This window comes from Candidatus Thiodiazotropha sp. AKIB8 (genome assembly GCF_058244675.1).
On record NZ_JBSYOO010000002.1, the window covers coordinates 1 to 15675 of the forward strand.

Sequence of the window (15675 nt, forward strand, 5' to 3'; positions counted from 1 at the left end):
CGGAGATAATGTGAAGATGGTTGTAAAACTGATAGCACCGATCGCGATGGAAGAGGGTCTGCGTTTTGCGATCCGCGAAGGTGGTCGGACAGTGGGTGCCGGTGTGGTATCCAAGATTATCGAGTAACTCGATAGTGAGTGTGCGGGGCTGGCCATAGGCCAACCCCGCTTTGTTTTTTTTAGGCCAATGGCTCAATTGGTAGAGCAGCGGTCTCCAAAACCGCAGGTTGGGGGTTCGAGTCCCTCTTGGCCTGCCAAACAACTGGCAAACAGATATTATGAATGCGAAGACCCAGGTGGAGGCGTCCGGTCTCGATACCGTCAAGTTGATTCTTGCGGTCGGGATAATTGTGGGAGCCATTCTTGGTTTCTACTATCTCGATGCGTACTCGCAGCTTCTGAGAGTGATCGGGCTGTTGGTGATGATGGGGCTGGCCGCGCTGTTGGCTTATCAGACAGTGCTGGGTAAATCGGTTTGGGATTTTGCCTCGGCAGCTAAGATGGAGGTCCGCAAAGTTGTGTGGCCAAGTCGCCAAGAGACTGTGCAGACAACACTGATTGTATTCGTCATGGTTCTGTTTATGGGTGTCATCCTGTGGCTGTTTGACATGATGTTAGGCGCGATATTGCGCGCATTGACTGGATCTGGTTAAGGGGTGGTGAGATGACCATGCGTTGGTATGTAGTGCACGCCTATTCCGGCTTTGAGTCTCAAGTAAAGCGTTCCCTCGTGGAGCGCGTTGAACGTTTTGACATGCAGGATAAGTTTGGCGAAATACTCGTCCCCACCGAAGAGGTGGTTGAGATGAGAGCTGGACAGCAGCGAAAGAGCGAGCGTAAGTTTTTTCCTGGTTATGTTCTTGTGCAGATGGAGATGACGGATGAAACCTGGCATCTCGTAAAGGACGTGCCGAAGGTAATGGGTTTTATTGGCGGCACCGGTGACCGGCCTGCGCCGATCTCTGAGAAGGAGGCGAACGCCATTCTGCAGCGCGTGCAAGAAGGTGTTGAGAAGCCTCGTCCTAAGATCCTGTTTGAGCCTGGCGAAGTGGTTCGGGTCACAGATGGTCCGTTCAACGACTTTACCGGTGTGGTGGAAGAGGTCGACTACGACAAGAGCCGCCTGAAGGTTTCAGTACTGATTTTTGGTCGCTCAACCCCAGTTGATCTGGAGTTTGGCCAGGTCGAGAAGGGTTAAGTCCCTAATATTTCTGACTGGCGCTTGGTTGAATAAGCTTTAACCGACCGCCAGTTAAGTTACAAACTATTGATGGGGAGTCGGGGTGAAAGTCCTCGGCGTCTGTACCCGGAGAAGAGGTAAACATGGCTAAAAAGATTATGGCTTACATCAAGCTTCAGGTGAAAGCTGGTGAAGCTAACCCAAGTCCTCCTGTTGGTCCTGCGTTGGGTCAGCATGGTGTGAATATCATGGAATTTTGTAAAGCATTCAACGCCAAGACCCAGAGCGTTGAGAAAGGGCTGCCAATTCCTGTTGTGATCACGGTCTACAGCGACCGCTCATTCAGTTTTATCACCAAGACGCCTCCTGCTTCTGTGCTACTGAAGAAGGCGCTTGGTCTGCCTAAGGGTAGTTCAACCCCTAATACTGACAAGGTTGGTAAGGTGACCCGTCAGCAGTTGGAAGAGATTGCGACGATCAAAATGCCGGATCTTACTGCTGCTGATATGGATGCAGCTGTACGTACCATTGCTGGCAGTGCTCGTCAGATGGGGCTCGAAGTCGAGGGGGTAGAATAATCATGGCTAAGTTGAGTAAACGCGCAAAGGCGATTCGCGAAAAGCTGGAGATCGGCAAGCTTCATCCTGCTGAAGAGGCATTTAATCTGCTGAAGGAAGTCTCTACAGTAAAGTTCAGTGAGTCTGTCGATGTCAGTGTCAATCTGGGTGTCGATGCACGTAAATCTGATCAGGTCGTTCGTGGTGCTTCTGTACTCCCTCACGGAACGGGTAAGACTGTTCGTGTTGCGGTTTTTGCTCAGGGTGCAAACGTTGACGCGGCTAAAGAAGCTGGCGCAGATATTGTTGGTTTTGAAGACCTCGCAGCGGATATCAAGGCAGGCAACATGAATTTTGATGTTGTCATCGCTTCTCCCGATGCTATGCGTGTGGTCGGTCAGTTAGGGCAGATCCTTGGTCCACGTGGTTTAATGCCGAATCCTAAAGTTGGTACGGTGACACCCAATGTGGCTGAGGCGGTGCAGAATGCCAAGGCTGGTCAGGTACGTTACCGTACCGATAAGGCTGGAATCATCCACTGTTCGATTGGCAAGGTTGATTTTGAAGCGCAAAAACTGAAAGAGAATCTTGAGTCGCTGTTGGCAGCATTGGTCAAAGCCAAGCCAAGCTCAGCAAAAGGCGTCTATCTGAAAAAGATTACTGTCTCCTCAACTATGGGGCCGGGTCTGACACTTGATCAGGCAACGCTGACTGTTTAATAGAATTACAGGGATATCTCGCGGTAATGCGTTGATACCCTTTTGAACTTTGGGGTGCCGGTTAACCGGTGCTATCAAAGACCGCAGGTGCATGTTGAGTCATGCTTAATCCTGCCTGCGCAGATGGCGCGCCCCCAATCAGGAATTACCTGGTGATGGCGTGCGAAAGGTTGCGACACGAAAGTGTCGTGTAGTGTGTTGGGAAAGGTTTGATTTCCCCATTATCAGGAGGTGACGACTTTGCCACTCAATATTGAGCAAAAGAAAGCCATCGTTGCCGAAGTCAATGATGTGGCCAGTAGTGCGTTATCAGCTGTTGCAGCTGAATATCGCGGTTTAACTGTCGAACAGATGACTCTGTTACGTCGCGAAGCACGTAACAATGGCGTCTATCTACGGGTAGTTAGAAACTCCTTGGCCAAACGTGCAGTTGAGGACACAGATTTTGCCTGTATGCAGGAAGGGTTCACGGGACCATTGATTCTCGCCTTCTCTCAGGAAGATCCGGGTTCTGCAGCACGTGTCATTAAGGACTTTGCTAAGGAACATAAGCTTCTTGAAGTCAAGATGGTATCTATTGGAGGCAAAATGCTTGCCCCAAGCGATATCGATACTTTGGCTAAGATGCCTACATATGACCAGGCGATCAGCTTGCTGATGGCGGTTATGAAGGCACCGACCGAGAAGTTGGTTCGCACCATGAACGAGGTGCCTGGCAAGCTGGTCCGGACTGTGGCAGCTATCAAGGACGCCAAAGAGGCGGCCTAATCGGCTTCATCTACATACAAAGTTATCGTACAAAATTTTTTCAGGAGTTAAATAATGGCCGTTTCTAAAGAAGATATTCTAGAAGCAATTGCCGAGATGTCTGTAATGGACGTTGTCGCATTGATCGAAGCAATGGAAGAAAAATTCGGTGTATCTGCAGCTGCTGCTGTTGCTGCTGCACCTGCTGCTGCTGGTGGTGGTGATGCTGCCGCTGCTGAAGAGAAGACTGAGTTTGACGTAGTTCTGACTGAGATCGGTGGCAACAAAATTTCTGTGATCAAGGCTGTTCGCGGAATGACCGGTCTGGGCCTCAAAGAGGCTAAAGAAGCTGTAGAAGGTGCACCTTCAACTTTGAAAGAGGGTGTCAGCAAGGAAGAGGCCGAAGAGGCCAAGAAGCAGCTTGAAGAAGCGGGCGCCAAAGCCGAGATCAAATAAGATTCTCGTCTCGATCGTCTGTAGACAAGTGCGGTTGAGGCTGGTGGCGTAATGCCGCCGGCCTTTTCCTGCTTGCACTGAGGGCTGTAAATATTAGATTCTGAATAAAATCGAGTCTGAGATTCCAAGCCGGGTTCCCTGAGCCAAAGAAGTCAGGAGATAGATTTAAGCGATGATGAATGTTGGTCACTAAGCCACTTTCGACATCGCAACCACCAAGCCTAAGACACTGAGGGATGGCAGCATGGCCTATTCTTTCACCGAAAAGAAGCGTATCCGTAAAGACTTCGGTAAACGACCCAGTATACTGGATGTTCCGTTTCTTCTTGCAACACAGATCGACTCATACAAGAGCTTTCTTCAGGACGGTGTAACACCTGATAACCGCCAGGATATCGGATTGCACGCCGCATTCAAGTCCGTAATGCCGATTACAAGTTATTCTGGCAATGCTGTTCTCGAATACGTGAACTACAAGCTGGGTGAGCCTGTTTTTGACGTACGAGAGTGTCAGCTTCGCGGCACTACTTATGCTGCGCCCCTGAGAGTTTTGGTACGCTTGGTTATCTACGACAAGGAGGCCCCAGCAGGCTCAAAAGTCGTTAAGGATATCCGTGAACAGGAAGTCTACATGGGTGAACTGCCCCTGATGACTGATACTGGTACCTTTGTTATTAATGGCACCGAGCGTGTCATTGTTTCTCAGCTACACCGCTCACCAGGTGTCTTTTTTGATCATGACCGTGGTAAGACGCACTCTTCCGGCAAGCTTCTGTTTTCCGCTCGCGTCATTCCATATCGTGGTTCATGGCTCGATTTCGAGTTCGATCCTAAAGATAATGTATTCGTCCGTATCGATCGTCGTCGTAAATTACCTGCGACCATTCTCTTGCGTGCGTTGGGCTATGAAGCTGAGCAGATTCTGGAGATGTTCTTCGAAACCGACAGCTTCAATCTGACCAAGCGCACTCTCAAGCTTGATCTTGTACCTGAAAGACTGCGCGGAGAGACCGTCAGTTTTGACATCAAGACTGGTGATAAGGTGCTTGTGGAGACAGGCAGACGGATTACCGCTCGCCATATTCGAGAGCTTGAAAAGGCCGGCGTCAATAAGCTGGATGTGCCTCGTGAATTTCTCTATGGCAAGGTGCTGGCCCACAATGTTGTCGACAAAGAGACCGGTGAGCTGATTGCAGAAGCCAATTCAGAAATTACTGAAGAGGTCTTTGATAAATTGCTCGAAAGTGGCGTGAAAAAGCTGCAAACGCTTTTCACCAATGATCTTGATCATGGCCCTTTTGTCTCGGAAACTCTGCGTATAGATCCGACAACCAACGAGCTGGAAGCCCAGGTCGAGATATACAGGATGATGCGTCCTGGCGAGCCTCCAACAAAAGAGGCTGCACAGAATCTCTTCAATAATCTGTTCTTTACACCAGAGCGTTATGATCTCTCCGCTGTTGGACGAATGAAATTCAATCGTCGCCTGAGCCGCGATGATGAGACCGGTGAAGGTGTGCTCTCGAAAGAGGATATCGTCGATGTTCTGAACGAACTGATCAATATCCGTAATGGTAATGGTGTGGTCGATGATATCGATCATTTGGGCAACCGTCGTATCCGCTGTGTCGGTGAGATGGCTGAGAACCAGTTTCGAGTTGGTCTGGTGCGTGTTGAGCGCGCAGTCAAAGAGCGTTTGACCCAGGCTGAGTCCGAAGGTTTGATGCCCCAGGAGATGATCAACGCAAAGCCTGTTTCAGCTGCAATCAAAGAGTTTTTTGGTTCCAGTCAGCTGTCTCAGTTTATGGATCAGAACAATCCTCTGTCGGAAGTCACCCACAAGCGACGTGTATCTGCGCTTGGCCCTGGTGGTCTGGCCCGTGAGCGGGCTGGTTTTGAGGTGCGGGATGTGCACCCAACCCACTATGGACGTGTCTGCCCAATCGAGACCCCTGAAGGTCCGAACATTGGTCTGATCAACTCATTGGCTGTCTACTCAAGAACCAACAGATTCGGTTTCCTTGAGACTCCCTATCGTAAGGTTACCGACAGCAAGGTAACTGATCAGATCGATTATCTCTCTGCAATTGAAGAGGGGCGCTACGTTATCGCCCAGGCGAACGCATCACTTGATGACAAAGGGTGTCTGGCTGACGATCTTGTCTCCTCACGATTCCAGAATGAGTTTACGCTCTCTTCCCCAGATAAAGTCCAATATATGGACGTATCACCCAAGCAGATTGTTTCGGTGGCGGCCTCACTGATTCCCTTCCTGGAGCACGATGATGCGAACCGTGCCTTGATGGGATCGAACATGCAGCGTCAGGCTGTACCGGTTTTACGTGCTGAGAAACCTTTGGTGGGTACCGGTATCGAGCGTGTTGTTGCAATTGACTCAGGCGTTACCGTTGTTGCTAAACGTGGTGGTGTCATCGAATCGGTCGATGCCGCTCGCATCGTGGTTCGGGTTAATGATGATGAGACAGAAGCCGGCGAACCGGGTGTCGATATCTATAATCTGACCAAATACACCCGATCCAACCAAAATACCTGCATCAACCAGCGTCCTCTGGTTAATGTTGAAGATGTTATTGCCCGTGGAGATGTTCTGGCGGACGGACCCTCCACCGATCTTGGTGAATTGGCCCTGGGTCAGAACCTTCGGGTCGCATTCATGCCCTGGAACGGTTACAACTTCGAGGATTCTATTGCGATATCCGAACGTGTTGTTCAGGAAGATAGGTTCACTTCGATTCACATCGAAGAGATGACCTGTATGGCGCGTGATACCAAGTTAGGTCCTGAAGAGATCACAGGCGATATCCCGAATGTAGGTGAGGCTGCGTTATCCAAACTGGATGAGTCAGGTATTATCTATATTGGTGCAGAGGTTCGTGAAGGCGATATCCTGGTCGGCAAGGTGACTCCCAAAGGCGAATCGCAGCTGACTCCTGAAGAGAAGCTGCTTCGTGCAATTTTCGGTGAGAAAGCATCTGACGTTAAAGATACCTCTCTACGTGTCTCTTCCGGCATGGTCGGTACCGTCATCGATGTTCAGGTGTTTACTCGTGACGGTGTTGAGAAGGATGCTCGTGCGTTGCAGATCGAGCAGGTAGAACTGGATCGTGTACGTAAGGATCTGGATGATCAGCTGCGTATTATGGAAGACGATACCTTCCAGCGTGTTGAAAAAATGCTGGTGGGTAAAATTGTCGATGGTGGTCCTGGCCATCTTAAAGCCGGTACTAAAGTCACCAAATCCTACCTTACCGAATTAGAACGGGATAAGTGGCTGGAGATCCGCCTGCGTAATGAGGAATCTGCTGCCCAGCTGGAAGCGATTGCAGAACAGATCAAGGCACAGCGTGAAACCTTCCGTGACAAGTACGAAGAGAAGAAACGCAAGCTGACTGCTGGCGATGATCTTGCGCCAGGTGTATTGAAAATGGTTAAGTGTTACGTTGCGGTCAAACGTCGCGTTCAACCAGGTGACAAAATGGCCGGACGCCATGGTAACAAAGGTGTTATCTCCACCATCGTGCCAGTTGAGGATATGCCTTTCGATGAGCGTGGAGAGCCTGTTGATATTGTATTGAATCCTCTGGGCGTACCCTCACGAATGAATGTCGGTCAGGTGTTGGAGACCCATCTTGGGTTTGCGGCCAAAGGTGTAGGCCGTCGCATTGGTGAGATGCTGGATGCGCACAATAAAATGACCGAGTTGCGTGGGTTTTTAGATAAAGTCTATAACACCAGCGGAAAGAGAGAGGATATCGACTCATTTACCGATGAAGAGGTTGTTGTCATGTGCAATAACCTGAGAAGTGGTGTGCCCATGGCTACCCCTGTTTTCGACGGTGCGCATGAGTCAGAAGTCAAAAACATGCTCGAACTGGCTGGTCTGCCTGAGAGTGGTCAATGCAAACTGTTCGATGGTCGTACTGGTGACTCTTTTGAGCGTCAGGTTACGGTGGGTTACATGTATATGCTGAAACTCAACCATCTGGTTGATGACAAGATGCATGCCCGTTCAACTGGACCTTACAGTCTCGTAACCCAACAGCCGTTGGGTGGTAAGGCTCAGTTCGGTGGCCAACGATTTGGTGAGATGGAGGTCTGGGCATTGGAGGCTTATGGCGCCGCCTATACCTTGCAGGAGATGCTCACGGTCAAATCGGATGATGTTAATGGCCGTACCCGCATGTACAAGAACATCGTTGATGGAAATCATCAGATGGAAGCAGGCATGCCCGAGTCGTTCAATGTGCTGGTCAAAGAGATACGATCTCTGGCTATCAACATTGAACTGGAACAGGACTGAAGTACTGACGCTTGTCAGTAACTGAATGCAGGAGAGACGATCTTGAAAGATCTACTGAATATTCTTAAGCAGCAGGGTCAGACTGAAGACTTCGATGCCATTCGTATAGGATTGGCATCGCCGGATATGATCCGTTCCTGGTCCTATGGCGAAGTTAAGAAACCAGAGACCATCAACTACCGTACTTTTAAACCGGAACGGGATGGCCTGTTTTGTGCCAAGATTTTTGGCCCGGTCAGCGATTATGAATGCTTGTGTGGTAAATATAAGCGTTTGAAGCATCGTGGTGTCGTGTGTGAGAAGTGTGGTGTTGAAGTAACCCTTGCGAAAGTCCGTCGCGAACGCATGGGGCACATTGAACTGGCCAGCCCGGTAGCCCACATCTGGTTTCTCAAGTCTTTACCCTCTCGTATCGGTTTGTTGATGGACATGACCCTGCGCGACATCGAGCGGGTTCTCTATTTTGAATCCTTCGTAGTCGTAGATCCGGGGATGACCCCACTGGAACGTGGTCAACTGTTGACAGATGAGCAGTATCTTGACGCCATTGAAGAGAATGGTGATGAGTTCGATGCACGTATGGGTGCCGAGGCTGTCTATGAACTGCTGAAAACCATCGATATCCCGGAAGAGATTAAAAGACTGCGTGAAGATATCGACGGTACTAATTCTGAGACCAAGATCAAAAAATTCACCAAGCGTCTCAAATTACTGGAGTCGTTGAATGGCTCAGGCAACCGTCCCGAGTGGATGGTAATGACCGTTCTGCCAGTGCTTCCTCCAGAGCTGCGTCCTCTGGTTCCTCTGGATGGCGGTCGCTTTGCAACTTCTGATCTGAACGATCTATATCGCCGCGTAATCAACCGTAACAACCGCTTGAAACGCCTGCTTGATCTTAATGCACCGGATATCATCGTACGTAATGAAAAACGTATGTTGCAGGAGTCTGTTGATGCGTTGTTGGATAACGGTCGCCGAGGTCGTGCGATCACCGGTACAAACCGTCGTCCGCTGAAGTCACTGGCCGATATGATCAAGGGTAAACAGGGGCGTTTCCGGCAAAATCTGCTGGGTAAACGTGTCGACTACTCTGGTCGTTCAGTGATCGTGGTTGGCCCGACCCTGAAACTACACCAGTGTGGTCTGCCAAAGCGGATGGCGCTGGAACTGTTCAAGCCATTTATTTTCAGCAAACTGCAACTGCGTGGTTTGGCGACAACCATCAAGGCTGCGAAAAAACTGGTTGAGAGAGGTTCCGCCGAAGTATGGGATATCCTGGAAGAGGTTATCCGCGAACATCCAGTAATGCTTAACCGTGCGCCAACCTTGCATCGTCTTGGTATCCAGGCATTTGAGCCAGTTCTGATTGAAGGTAAAGCGATTCAGCTTCATCCATTGGTCTGTACTGCTTTCAACGCTGACTTTGACGGTGACCAGATGGCTGTTCACGTGCCACTCTCTCTGGAGGCGCAGCTCGAAGCGCGCAGCCTGATGATGGCAACCAACAACATTCTCTCTCCAGCGAATGGTGATCCAATCATCGTACCTTCGCAGGATGTTGTTTTGGGTCTCTACTTCATGACCAGAGACCGGATCAATGCCAAGGGTGAAGGTATGGCCTTCTCTGATGTTTCTGAAGCAAAAAGAGCCTACGAGACTGGACATGCTGATCTGCAGGCGCGGGTCAAAGTGAGAATGAAGGAGTCGATTCTTGACGATGAAGGCAATATGTCTGAAGAGATTCGGGTAATCGATACCACCATAGGTCGGACCCTGGTCTATAGTATCGTTCCATCAGGTTTACCATTTTCCCTGGTAGATCAGGCAATGGGCAAGAAAGCCATTTCCAACCTCATCAACGCTTCTTATCGACAGCTTGGTTTGAAGGATACGGTAATTTTCGCTGATCAGCTGATGTATATGGGTTTCCGATATGCGACCCGTGCTGCTGTCTCCTTCTGCTCCAACGACATGGTGGTGCCTGAAGAGAAGAGTGACATCCTCGCCTATGCCGAATCTGAAGTCAGAGAGATTGAAAATCAATACACCTCAGGTCTTGTTACCAATGGTGAGCGCTATAACAAAGTAGTTGATATCTGGTCTCACACCAATGACCAGGTTGCCAAAGCGATGATGAGTAAACTGGGTAAAGAGGTGGTCCTCGATCGGGATGGCAATGAGGTCGAACAGGATTCCTTTAACTCTGTTTACATGATGGCCGACTCAGGCGCTCGTGGTTCTGCCGCCCAGATCAGACAGTTGGCTGGAATGCGTGGCTTAATGGCTAAACCTGATGGCTCCATTATCGAAACGCCAATCACTGCGAACTTCCGTGAAGGGCTCGATGTACTCCAGTACTTTATCTCAACCCATGGTGCTCGTAAGGGGCTGGCAGATACAGCGTTGAAAACGGCTAACTCAGGTTACCTGACCCGTCGATTGGTCGACGTCGCTCAGGATATGGTAGTCCTTGAGGAAGAGTGCGGCACCGAAGAGGGCTTGCTGATGCAACCCATCATTGAAGGTGGTGACGTTGTTGAACCGCTCAGAGAGCGGATTCTTGGACGTGTCACTGCCGTACCTGTCTATCAGCCAGGTGGTGATGTTGCAGTTTGCGAAGCCGGTGTACTGCTGGATGAGAAGTGGGTTGAAACCCTCGATAACGCCGGTGTTGACCAGGTTATAGTACGTTCAGCAATTACTTGTAATGCCAAAGTTGGTGTCTGTGGTAAATGTTACGGACGTGATCTCGCCCGTGGCCATCAGGTCAATATGGGTGAGTCTGTCGGTGTTATCGCTGCTCAATCCATTGGTGAGCCAGGCACACAGCTGACCATGCGTACCTTCCATATTGGTGGTGCTGCATCCCGTTCAGCTGCAGTCAATAATATCCAGGTTAAGTCTGATGGTATGGCCAAGCTGCATAACATCAAAACAGTTAAGCACACCAGTGGCCATCTTGTGGCAACCTCGCGTTCAGGTGAGTTGACTATCGTTGATGATGTGGGTCGTGAACGTGAGCGCTATAAAGTGCCTTATGGTGCCACCCTGCAGGTTGAAGATGGCTCTAAAGTTGATGGTGGTCAGATTGTAGCCAACTGGGATCCCCATACTCATCCAGTTGTTACCGAAGTAGAAGGTGTATTGCGCTTTGTTGATTTTGTCGATGGTGTAACCGTACAGAAGAAGACCGATGATGTTACCGGCCTGAGCTCTCTCGAGGTCATCGATCCGAAACAGCGTCCACCTGCAGGTAAAGATATCAGACCGATGGTTAAACTGGTCGATGCTGAGGGTGAGGATCTGAATATTGCAGGTACTGACATACCGGCTCACTACTATCTGCCAGCGAATGCGGTTGTTAATGTACAGGATGGCGCAAACGTCGGCGTAGGTGACATCCTGGCTCGTATCCCTCAGGAGTCTTCCAAGACTCGTGATATCACCGGTGGTCTTCCTCGAGTTGCCGATCTGTTCGAGGCGCGCAAGCCAAAAGACCCGGCGATTCTTGCTGAAGAGACAGGTACTGTCAGTTTTGGCAAGGATACCAAGGGTAAACAACGCCTGATCATTACTGACTCTGATGGTGAGCAGCATGAAGAGTTGATTCCCAAGTGGCGTCATGTGAACGTGTTTGAAGGTGAGCAGGTGGTCAAAGGTGAAGTGATCTCCGATGGAGAGCTCAATCCCCATGACATACTGCGTCTGAAGGGTGTCACAGATCTTGCTGAATATCTTGTCAAGGAGATACAGGATGTTTACCGGCTGCAAGGTGTAAAGATCAACGATAAGCATATCGAGGTGATCATTCGCCAGATGCTGCGTAAGGTAGAGATTTCGAATACAGGCGACAGTCGTTTCCTCAAAGGAGAGCAGGTCGAGAGAACCATGCTCTCAGAGGAGACAGAGGCACTCCGTGCAGAGGGTAAACATCCTGCGCTTTTTGAGCCACTTCTGCTGGGTATTACCAAAGCTTCTCTGGCAACTGAATCTTTCATTTCTGCTGCTTCGTTCCAGGAGACCACGCGAGTTCTCACAGAGGCTTCCGTGAGAGGACTGGGGGATCGGCTCCATGGCTTGAAAGAGAACGTCATTGTTGGGCGTCTTATCCCATCAGGTACAGGGCTCGCATACCATAATGAACGACGTCGCAGACGCCATGAGGAAACCATGGAGCAGCCTGAGGCTAAGAACGAGCTCGTAGTGGAAGAAGTGGAGCAGGCGTTTAAAGAGGCACTTAACACCCCAGAGGGTGAATAAAGATTGTGTAAGTGATATTACATACTTCTTGACATGGGGCTGGAGTGGGCATAGAATGCGCGCTCCTTGGACAGGCCGGCCTTTGCCGGCCTGTCGTTTCTGAAGCTCAAAGCGCCTTTTAAAGCGTTGTTGAGTAAAGTTATTCAAGCCAGAGAATGTGCGTGACCCGTATGCTGTTTAATAAAGCGGCAAGAGGGACTGTTCTCCGGTTTTTTTATGCAAATAGTAAAGATGACGTCTCTGGAGACGGATAGATGGCGACAATCAATCAGCTGGTGCGAAAGCCCAGGAAGCGAAAAGCCCAAAAGAGTAATGTGCCGGCACTGGAAGCCTGCCCGCAACGTCGTGGCGTATGCACTCGTGTATATACCACTACACCGAAAAAGCCTAACTCTGCGCTGCGTAAAGTGGCTCGTGTGAGATTGACCAACGGTTACGAAGTCTCAAGCTACATTGGTGGTGAAGGACATAATCTCCAGGAGCACTCGGTCGTATTGATTCGTGGCGGACGTGTTAAGGATTTGCCAGGTGTTCGTTATCACGTAGTGCGCGGTAGTCTTGATACATCTGGTGTCGAGAAGCGGCGTCAGGGTCGTTCCAAGTACGGTGCTAAGCGACCTAAGGCCTAGGGTCCTTGATCAACATCATTCAACAGGTTTGAGATAGAGCAATGCCAAGAAGACGAGTTGCAGCAAAGCGAGAAACTTTGCCAGATCCCAAGTATGGAAGTGAACTGCTGGCCAAATTCATCAATATGGTGATGCAGGACGGTAAAAAATCAGTCGCAGAAAAGATTCTCTATGGAGCGTTGGATTCTGTGATTGATAAGCGAGGTGGTGAGCCTCTGGATCTGCTTGAAACTGCACTGGAAAACGTGCGCCCCTTGGTTGAGGTTAAATCTCGCCGGGTTGGTGGCGCAACCTATCAGGTTCCAGTTGAGGTGCGTCCAAATAGACGTAACTCCTTAGCTATGCGTTGGCTGATTGATGCCTCTCGCAAGCGTAGTGAGAAGTCGATGGCTTACCGGTTGGCTGGTGAGTTGATGGACGCCTCTGAAAACAAAGGTGCAGCAGTCAAGAAGAAGGATGATACGCATCGCATGGCGGAGGCCAATAAGGCATTCTCACACTATCGCTGGTAAGCGATCGTTTAACCCTTTTAACTTTAGCTCTTTAAAAACAGGTTTGTAACGTGGCACGGAAAACTCCTATCGAGCGCTATCGCAATATCGGTATCATGGCTCACATTGATGCTGGTAAAACGACAACGACTGAGCGTGTACTCTACTATACGGGCGTCTCTCACAAGATTGGTGAGGTGCACGATGGTGCTGCCACCATGGATTGGATGGAGCAGGAGCAAGAGCGTGGTATTACTATCACTTCTGCTGCCACGACCTGTTTTTGGAGTGGAATGGCTCAGCAATTCCCTGAGCATCGCTTCAATATTATAGATACCCCCGGACATGTGGATTTCACCATCGAGGTGGAGCGTTCCTTGCGTGTTCTTGATGGCGCAGTCTTTGTTCTCTGTGCTGTGGGTGGTGTCGAGCCTCAATCTGAAACTGTATGGCGTCAAGCTAATAAATACAGTGTTCCCCGTATGGCGTTCGTCAATAAGATGGATCGCATGGGTGCTGATTTCTTCCGCGTTGTTGAGCAGCTTAAGGATCGCCTTGGTGCCAATGCAGTGCCTATTCAGGTGCCGGTTGGCGCTGAAGAGGGCTTCAAAGGACTGATCGATCTGGTGAAGATGAAGTCAGTGGTCTGGAGCGAAGAGAATATGGGCGTAGAGTTTGAATACGTCGATATCCCTGCAGATCTACAGGATACCTGTGATGAGTGGCACGAGCATATGGTCGAAGCTGCTGCCGAAGGTTCTGATGAGCTTATGGAGAAGTACCTCGAAGAGGGAGATCTCTCGGAAGAGGACGTTCTTGAGGGACTAAGGCTCCGCACTCTTAGGCTCGAGATTATTCCTGTTACCTGTGGTTCTGCATTCAAGAATAAAGGTGTTCAGGCTGTCCTTGATAAGATTATCGAGTTGATGCCTTCGCCTGTGGATGTGCCTTCTATTACTGGTATTCTCGATGATGCTGCTGGTACAGAAGAAGAGCGGCCGTCAGATGATAACGCGCCTTTTTCAGCGCTGGCTTTCAAGATTGCCACCGACCCGTTCGTTGGGACTCTGACCTTTTTCAGGGCCTATTCCGGGGTGCTTAAATCAGGTGACCACGTCTACAACCCTGTAAAGGGTAAGAAAGAGCGTGTGGGTCGTATCCTGCAGATGCATTCCAACTCTCGTGAAGAGATCAAAGAGGTTTTAGCTGGCGATATCGCTGCTGCTGTAGGACTCAAAGATGTCACTACAGGTGACACACTTTGCGCTATCGACAAGCCTATTACTCTTGAGCGTATGGAGTTCCCTGAGCCTGTAATCTCAGTTGCGGTTGAGCCAAAGACTAAAACTGACCAGGAGAAGATGGGTATCGCTCTCTCCAAGCTTGCACAAGAGGATCCCTCCTTCAGAGTCAGCTCTGATGAAGAGTCTGGCCAGACAATTATCTCCGGCATGGGTGAGTTGCATCTCGATATTATCGTTGATCGCATGCGTCGCGAGTTTAAGGTAGAGGCTAACGTTGGTGCGCCTCAGGTAGCCTATCGTGAAACCATCCGCTCCTCGGTTGAGCAGGAAGGTAAATTTGTTCGTCAATCGGGTGGTCGTGGTCAATTTGGTCATGTCTACCTGCGCATCGAGCCTCAAGAGGCGGGTGCTGGTTACGAGTTCGCAAATGAAATCGTTGGTGGTGCTGTACCACGTGAGTACATCCCGGCAGTTGATAAGGGTATCCAAGAGGCTATGGGTAACGGCGTTATCGCAGGTTATCCAGTAGTTGATGTGAAGGTTACACTTTATGATGGCTCCTACCACGATGTCGACTCCAACGAAATGGCATTTAAGATTGCTGGCTCTATGTGTTTCAAAGAGGGTGCAGCCAAGGCTAGGCCTGTTCTTTTGGAGCCAGTCATGAAAGTTGAGGTTACAACACCTGAGGAGTACATGGGTGACGTTATGGGTGATCTCAATAGTCGTCGCGGTATCGTGCAGGGTATGGATGACACACCTGCCGGTCGCCAGATAAAAGCTGAAGTTCCACTGTCAGAGATGTTCGGTTATGCAACTGATCTACGTTCGGCCACGCAGGGTCGGGCTAACTACAGTATGGAATTTGGTAAATATGCAGAGGTGCCGGCAAGTATTGCCGACGCCGTAATCAAGAAACAGTAACGGGTATAGGGGTAGCACTGTGTCCAAGGAAAAATTCGAACGCACAAAGCCGCATGTCAATGTGGGCACGATTGGTCACGTAGACCACGGCAAGACCACGCTGACGGCGGCCATCACAACAGTCCAGGCGGCCAAGTATGGTGGCGA

At 49.9% G+C, this 15675-nt stretch carries 13 protein-coding genes and 1 tRNA gene; all 14 read left to right on the forward strand.

All coding sequences use genetic code 11. From position 1 onward, the window contains the following. A partial coding sequence (locus AC4IFB_RS00020; protein WP_490776184.1) for an EF-Tu C-terminal domain-related protein occupies positions 1-127 on the forward strand: 127 nt, incomplete at its 5' end. A gap of 54 nt (positions 128-181) precedes the next feature. Next, positions 182-257: transfer RNA gene (locus tag AC4IFB_RS00025), tRNA-Trp, on the forward strand. A 21-nt stretch (positions 258-278) separates the two neighbouring features. Next, complete coding sequence (gene secE / locus AC4IFB_RS00030) at positions 279-653, forward strand: preprotein translocase subunit SecE (RefSeq protein ID WP_490779008.1); 375 nt, start codon at positions 279-281, stop codon at positions 651-653. A gap of 11 nt (positions 654-664) precedes the next feature. After that, positions 665-1198, forward strand: coding sequence for a transcription termination/antitermination protein NusG (gene nusG / locus AC4IFB_RS00035; RefSeq protein WP_490779009.1), 534 nt, complete (start codon positions 665-667; stop codon positions 1196-1198). A 125-nt stretch (positions 1199-1323) separates the two neighbouring features. After that, the gene (gene rplK / locus AC4IFB_RS00040) at positions 1324-1758 is read left to right on the forward strand and encodes a 50S ribosomal protein L11 (protein WP_490779010.1); all 435 of its coding nucleotides are present in this window, start codon (positions 1324-1326) and stop codon (positions 1756-1758) included. Positions 1759-1760: 2 nt separating this feature from the next. Continuing rightward, positions 1761-2456 (forward strand): 50S ribosomal protein L1, encoded by a 696-nt coding sequence (gene rplA / locus AC4IFB_RS00045; protein ID WP_490779011.1) that lies wholly within the window; start codon positions 1761-1763, stop codon positions 2454-2456. A gap of 240 nt (positions 2457-2696) precedes the next feature. Then, a complete protein-coding gene (gene rplJ, locus AC4IFB_RS00050; protein ID WP_490779012.1) occupies positions 2697-3224 on the forward strand; it encodes a 50S ribosomal protein L10 in 528 nt (175 codons plus the stop codon). Between the two features lie 54 nt (positions 3225-3278). Then, positions 3279-3659: a 50S ribosomal protein L7/L12 gene (rplL, locus tag AC4IFB_RS00055; protein ID WP_490779013.1), complete on the forward strand. Its 381-nt coding sequence runs from the start codon at positions 3279-3281 to the stop codon at positions 3657-3659. 244 nt (positions 3660-3903) lie between these two features. Continuing rightward, the gene (gene rpoB / locus AC4IFB_RS00060; RefSeq protein WP_490779014.1) at positions 3904-7980 is read left to right on the forward strand and encodes a DNA-directed RNA polymerase subunit beta; all 4077 of its coding nucleotides are present in this window, start codon (positions 3904-3906) and stop codon (positions 7978-7980) included. Positions 7981-8022: 42 nt separating this feature from the next. Beyond that, entirely contained in the window at positions 8023-12240 is a 4218-nt protein-coding gene (gene rpoC, locus AC4IFB_RS00065; RefSeq protein WP_490779015.1) for a DNA-directed RNA polymerase subunit beta', read from the forward strand. A 254-nt stretch (positions 12241-12494) separates the two neighbouring features. Continuing rightward, positions 12495-12869, forward strand: a complete 375-nt coding sequence (gene rpsL, locus AC4IFB_RS00070) for a 30S ribosomal protein S12 (protein ID WP_490779016.1) — start codon at positions 12495-12497, stop codon at positions 12867-12869. Positions 12870-12910: 41 nt separating this feature from the next. Beyond that, positions 12911-13381 (forward strand): 30S ribosomal protein S7, encoded by a 471-nt coding sequence (gene rpsG / locus AC4IFB_RS00075; protein WP_490779017.1) that lies wholly within the window; start codon positions 12911-12913, stop codon positions 13379-13381. A gap of 50 nt (positions 13382-13431) precedes the next feature. Continuing rightward, positions 13432-15528, forward strand: coding sequence for an elongation factor G (gene fusA / locus AC4IFB_RS00080; protein ID WP_490779018.1), 2097 nt, complete (start codon positions 13432-13434; stop codon positions 15526-15528). Positions 15529-15547: 19 nt separating this feature from the next. Next, on the forward strand, positions 15548-15675 hold a 128-nt coding region (locus tag AC4IFB_RS00085; protein ID WP_490775054.1), incomplete at its 3' end, for a GTP-binding protein.

Bases quoted from the DNA above. Each gene is read 5' to 3' on its own strand.
- secE (WP_490779008.1), top strand. From the start codon at position 279: ATGAATGCGAAGACCCAGGTGGAGGCGTCCGGTCTCGATACCGTCAAG.
- nusG (WP_490779009.1), top strand. From the start codon at position 665: ATGACCATGCGTTGGTATGTAGTGCACGCCTATTCCGGCTTTGAGTCT.
- rplK (WP_490779010.1), top strand. From the start codon at position 1,324: ATGGCTAAAAAGATTATGGCTTACATCAAGCTTCAGGTGAAAGCTGGT.
- rplA (WP_490779011.1), top strand. From the start codon at position 1,761: ATGGCTAAGTTGAGTAAACGCGCAAAGGCGATTCGCGAAAAGCTGGAG.
- rplL (WP_490779013.1), top strand. From the start codon at position 3,279: ATGGCCGTTTCTAAAGAAGATATTCTAGAAGCAATTGCCGAGATGTCT.
- rpoB (WP_490779014.1), top strand. From the start codon at position 3,904: ATGGCCTATTCTTTCACCGAAAAGAAGCGTATCCGTAAAGACTTCGGT.
- rpsL (WP_490779016.1), top strand. From the start codon at position 12,495: ATGGCGACAATCAATCAGCTGGTGCGAAAGCCCAGGAAGCGAAAAGCC.
- rpsG (WP_490779017.1), top strand. From the start codon at position 12,911: ATGCCAAGAAGACGAGTTGCAGCAAAGCGAGAAACTTTGCCAGATCCC.